The organism is Thalassobellus citreus, assembly GCF_044385915.1.
GTDB lineage: Bacteria > Bacteroidota > Bacteroidia > Flavobacteriales > Flavobacteriaceae > Thalassobellus > Thalassobellus citreus.
Map to the genome: position 1 here is coordinate 496,519 of NZ_JBISCC010000125.1, position 6,000 is coordinate 502,518.

The window sequence follows — 6,000 nt, forward strand, 5'->3', positions numbered from 1 at the left end:
TAGAAAAATTCGCCAAAACTTACTTATGGAAAACAAAACTGGAAAGTATCTGAAATACGCCATTGGTGAAATTCTCCTTGTTGTAATTGGAATTTTAATTGCTCTTTCTATTAATAATTGGAATGAGAATAACAAAAAAGAGGACACTCTAAATAATATCTATAGTATTATTAAGAAGGACCTGGAACAAGATATTACGGCTATAGAGAACAGTTTTAACATAATGAATCCAAGGGAAGAGATTTTTATAAAAGTGATGAATAAAAGTATGACTTATGAAGACTATATAAATTGCAATAAATGTGGAACAATATTAGATGGGTACCCAGATTATACAATGCAAAAACATGGCCTAGATCTTCTTGAAGATTTAAGTCAATTTATAAATACAAAAAACGACAGCCTACCCCAAATTATTATAAATTTTTATGCCTACTTTGACAATGAACTCAAGGTGGATATTGATGATCTTTTATTACACCATAGAGAAGACATTATTTACTACAAAAACAATATGTCATGGTTTGGTGATTATTATAATGGTATTATTGGAGATGAATTCATTACGTATGCACTTAATTCATGGGATTATAGAAATCGAGTAACAGAATTTCATTTACTATACTATAAGATTTATTTTGGTCATTTAAGAGATTATAAAAAAAAGGCTAAGGAAATTATTGCACTGATAGATTCACATCTAAATAAATAACGCAAGCACAACAATGGCTATAAACAATTGCTATTACGGGCTCGTTCTGAAAATTACTGCAGAATTTTCTGCTTATCATGGTCCGTACTAACCTACGCAACTGTTCATGACCGAAACCGTTAAACGAACCTGAAAATAAATAGTCGAACTATTAGTCTTTTCCGCGTTAAGGATTACAGAGAAAAGCCCACAACTATTTAAGAATGAGGACTTGTAGCGAAAAGCCTGACCCGATAGGGTAACGCCCAATTTTACATTAACAGATTAACGATCTATAAACAATTATAAATAACTGCTAAGAAACACAACACCTAAGCTTACTCAATAATTATTTTTCTACTTACTATGCCGTTTTCGGTTTCTAACTTAATAATATAAGCACCTGTTTTAACAGATAAAGGTATAGCTATATCTGATGTTGAATCGATATCGAAATCTATAATACTTTGTCCTAAAATATTATATAATTTTGCACGAGACAAATACATGTTATTTTTATTAACGATGTTTAAATGCGATACTTTTGAATCAAAATACACTAAAATATTATTACTATTTTCAAGATCATCAACCTGTAAGAATTGGTCGTTTTTTTGAAAAACAAGCTTAAATCTATCATTATAAGTCCCTGCTTCTAAATAAATTTCAAAAGGCTTGTTATTAATTTCCGAAACTTCGCCTGTAATAGCATCACTAATATAAATTGATTTATTAGCATCAATATTTTCTAGAGCATCAATTTTAATAGAAGCTAATCCAGATGTTTTAACAATCACTCCTAAAGCAAGTTCTTGAGATTCTTCGAAATTATTAACGCCTTGAATAACAAATGGATTGTTATTAAATGTCCAATACATATCTTCTTCACTTACATCAACCATAAAAGCATCATATCCTAAATCAAATCCATTTGATGCTTTCTCTTTAAGCCCAACTACTATTTGCCTATGATATCCTAAAGGAGAATTATACATTAATTTTATAGTAGGTGTTTCATTTATACCTGCTTTTACATTGCTTTTATCCTTTTTAGTATTCGAAGATTTAAAAAACAAAGATGTTGATGTGTTTTCAATAGCAAACACACGTTGACTATTTTTAAATACAACATCACCACCATCAACAGTTAAAATTGGAGTTCCATTATTATCATTAAAACCATCTAAAGCTGTAGACACAAAAAAGCCTTGATTTACTGCAATATATTGCCCAGGAACTTTGACACCAGCAGACAGATTATCATTAATTCTACTATCTGTAGAAATAGCTACAGCTCCTCCAGTTAGATTTCTGGTAGCATAACCACCAACATAACCACTTAAATAGTGTGAGTTTTCTTGCCCAAAATGATCCCAAAAATACAATGCCCCATTAATAACGGTACCATTAGTATTATTTCCACCATCTGCAATACTTATATTATCTAAGATAAATTGGGTTGCATCAATAGCTGAAGGATATGGATTCCCTATTAACCTTTCAACATCACCTGTACCAGATATTTTATTCAACGGTAACGCTATATCTCCATTATTAGGTAAACCTTCAAATACATAATTTTGCATATCTGAAACAGAAACACCTTCTAATGTACCTTTCATAGTAAAACCTTCCCCAGGAAGTAGGGATGACACTTCATCTATCTTAGCCCAAGAATTATAATCATCTGCTTCACCATAAAATTTATATAACCAGTAGGTACTAATTGTTCTAGCTAAACCTGGGGGCGGAATACCTCCACCTGAAGTAGGAGCTGTGTTAAAAAGTATATTTTGATAAGCAGAAGCGTTTGTTCCATCATTCAGAATTCCAGAAATAGTATAATTTGCATTAGTAGCAGACACTCCATTACCTCTAGTTTGTGTATCACCTCCTATTGGACCAACAGAAGATGACCAATAATTATAATTAAATGCATTTGCTGTCCCTTGTTGATCACGCGTTATAACACCTCCACTATCAGCATCAACAATACTACCTTCTAATTGTATTAATTGTGACTCGCCATCTAAATCTATAACACCATCTAATTCTAAATAATGACTAATTGTTAAACTCTGACCTGTTCCTGTACCCGTAACCATATTAGTAGTTCCATCTATAGTTAGTGTACCTACCAATGAAATTAATCCGTTTAAATAAATATCTCTACTACCTGAGTTAACATCATTTGTTAATTCAACAATATTCCAATCTATAACTGTTGTTCCATCAATACCAACTGTATTTGGAATATATATATCATTATTATTTAACCAAGTTGTACTAGTATCCCAACTACTATCTCCATCTGTTTCATAAGGAAGCGGAGCAGAAGTAATTTGAGATGAATCGATATTTTGTGGTATTCCCTCAATATTATAGCTAGAACTATCAAAGGCTGTATTAGAATCTAATGGATAACACCCTAATAAATTGGCCCATAATACCCCACCAGAAACAGTTGTTTTCGTTATAGAACCTTGAACACTTGCGGCGTTTTGCTCTATGTGCTGATTCATCATTTCTCTAATTTGAGCTTCTGTTAAAGCAACATCCCAAATACGAACTTCTTGTATAGCACCATCAAAATAATTTATTTCTAAAGGTGTTGTTGAGAAGTTTTCTAAATCTGCTCCAATTTTAAAACTTTGAGAATTATTAAGAGGTGCAGACGAAGGAGACACTGAAACCACCTCAATACCATCAATATACATAGTAACAACAGCACCATCATAAGTTACAGCAATATGGTGCCATTCATTGTTTGGTATAGCATACGGAGACGTTATATTTAAAACTTCATTATTTGAATTATCATACCATATTAAATTGGGGAAACTATTTTTTAAACTTAAATGATATCCTGTTTTTAAACCAGCATCAATATTTCCTTTTGACAATATTGTTCCTGTAGCAACTGTGTTTTCTTCATAAACCCAAGATTCTAACGAAAATGCACCTGTTAAATCATGATTATCACCAAAATCTATATGCTCATCTATACCATCAAAATCAATTAAATAATCAATAATATTAACTGTATAATTTTCAACTTCACCATTAAACCCTGCTTCACAACTTGATGGATATCCTGCAAACTTTGTAGCCACACGCATTCCTGTAGATCCAATTTCGGCGTATGTTGGAACAATAATTGATAAAGGTGAATTTGATGTAGCTCCATTAACAACATTGGTTGCAGTCCCCATATCATACTCCTCTCCAACATCATCGTAATCTCCGTCATTATTCCAATCTATCCAGACATTGGTATAAATAGTATTTGCCCCATCTGTATTAACATTTACAATTAAATCATGTACTGCACCTTTGTATACATTCGTAGATATATTGGTAAAGTCCTCAGAAGAATTATCCTTTATTATATCTGCATTACTAATGGTATTAAATTCTACATAAGTAACACTTGTATCAAACAATGTACTTCCATTAGATGCACAATATTCACCTTGACCTTGTACAAGAAAAGTATAAGGATCCTCATCAGTATCATCGTTAGCTATAGATATTATTGCTGTATGTGTACCAGAAGTTGTAGGATCGTAAGTAATTGTAAATGTAGTACTTCCTCCAGCTACAATTGTTTGACTTGGAGTAGCTGTTAATGTAAAATCGGCAGTAGCCCCTGTTATTGTTATATAAGGACTAGCACCACTTAATGTTAAATCTGCTGTACCTAAATTTTGAATTACAAAAGTATGAGATGCTGATGTACTACCTGTTGCTTCAACTCCACCAAAATCGGTATCATCTGCTAAAGAAATTATAGTATTTCCATCTGGAATACCTATTCCATTTCCCTCTACATATATTTCTGGACCTACATAAGTAGTCTGTAATCCACTTAAATCAATTATTTGAATTTCATGAGACATTGAATTCCCACTTCGGTGTGCCCAATGCGCTGCTTGTGTTGTAGATTTTAAATAATAATTTCTCCACCCTCTACCATAGGCTGTACCGTTTCCTGAAGATGAAGAAGCCCCTACAATAAGCGCTTGATTAATATCTGATAATCCAGCTGATGCTATATTAACTATTCGCTCTCCAGCACCGCTAGATGTATTTTGAAAGCGTGTTACATTTAAACCTGTATTAACTAAAACATGTACAAAATGCCTATTTGTTCCAGCTGAATCATGACCTGCACTTCTAAATGTCCAATCGACTCTTTGATTATTATTCCCTGGATCGGTTACTGGCCATAAATCTGAAATAGCATCATTAGCGCCACTAGCGTTAATATCTGCTCTAAATTGGCTAAAAATCACAGCTTCATCCCATGAAGATACATTCGTAGCTGTTCCAGCACCATCGGATCCTTCTCTTAAAGTAATTGTACCAGAATCTGAACTTACGTTTCCAGAATCACCATGCAAAACAGTCCAATTACTCCCTGTAAATTCAACCAAAGTAATATAGACCCTTACATTATTTCCATTAGATCCTTTTTGAACTCGTAAAGTTGTTGCGCTTTCTAAATAAGCAACAGCTGTTGCCGAATCTGCATCTTGTGCTGTTGCATTATTCATAATACCTGTTATAAAAGGTATACATTTATTTGCATTAGCTATTCCTGAAACAGCTTGTGCAACACTATTATTAGTTCCATTTAAATCAATAGCATACCTTCCTCTAACAATAATTTCATTACCCCCATTTGCTGGTCCAATATACTCCCATATTGAAGTATTGAATCGCATATCTCTATTATTAGAATTAGCTTCTCTATAATATGTTAAAGTATTGGTATTAGTTAATTGTCTAGCACCAGCCATATCATCACCAGGTCTATTCCCTCCATTAGTTGGAGACCCAGCATGTGTTTTTCTATTATTGTTAGCCAATTCAATAGTGTTATTTAAAGAGCTAACTGCAGAAAAACTTGTATTTGTTCCACCAGAACGAGAAACATCATCTTGAACATGCTGCACTCTAAAGTCTGCCGTTTGAGAAAAGGCCTCAGTAAAGCTTAGCATAAAAATTAAGAATATACTCTTATAAAAGAGCAAATTTAAGATTGAGAGTCTTTTCATTTATTATTTAATAGCAAAATACCGGACAAAAATAAAATAAAATTTCAATTTCAAACGATAAAACGCTAAAAAAAACCGATTAAAAGCATTTTTAATCGGTTTTTTACAATAAATACTACAAAATATATTTTTTTGAAAGATTATTTTTTCGACAAAAAAAAAAAAAAAAAAAAAAAAAAAAAAAAAAAAAAAAAAACTTAAATTCTATTAGATAAAAATTTAATTTAAAAAAATCTTTTTAGTAAACAT

At 32.1% G+C, this 6,000-nt stretch carries 2 protein-coding genes; one reads left to right on the plus strand and one right to left on the minus strand.

Going from position 1 to position 6,000, the window contains the following annotated elements; translation table 11 throughout:
* The first annotated feature begins 25 nt into the window (after positions 1–25).
* Positions 26–712 carry a DUF6090 family protein gene (locus tag ACH5TX_RS12495; RefSeq protein ID WP_439339831.1) on the plus strand — a complete coding sequence of 229 codons (687 nt, stop codon included), beginning with the start codon at positions 26–28 and terminating at the stop codon, positions 710–712.
* A gap of 317 nt (positions 713–1,029) precedes the next feature.
* Here the strand turns inward: ACH5TX_RS12495 and ACH5TX_RS12500 are convergent, their stop codons facing one another.
* Complete coding sequence (locus ACH5TX_RS12500; protein ID WP_439339832.1) at positions 1,030–5,694, minus strand: DUF8693 domain-containing protein; 4,665 nt, start codon at positions 5,692–5,694, stop codon at positions 1,030–1,032.
* Positions 5,695–6,000 lie beyond the last annotated feature (306 nt).

What these genes read in the sequence shown, in the direction of transcription:
- ACH5TX_RS12495 (WP_439339831.1), top strand. Translation starts at nt 26, where the DNA reads ATGGAAAACAAAACTGGAAAGTATCTGAAATACGCCATTGGTGAAATT.
- ACH5TX_RS12500 (WP_439339832.1), bottom strand. Translation starts at nt 5,694, where the DNA reads ATGCTAAGCTTTACTGAGGCCTTTTCTCAAACGGCAGACTTTAGAGTG.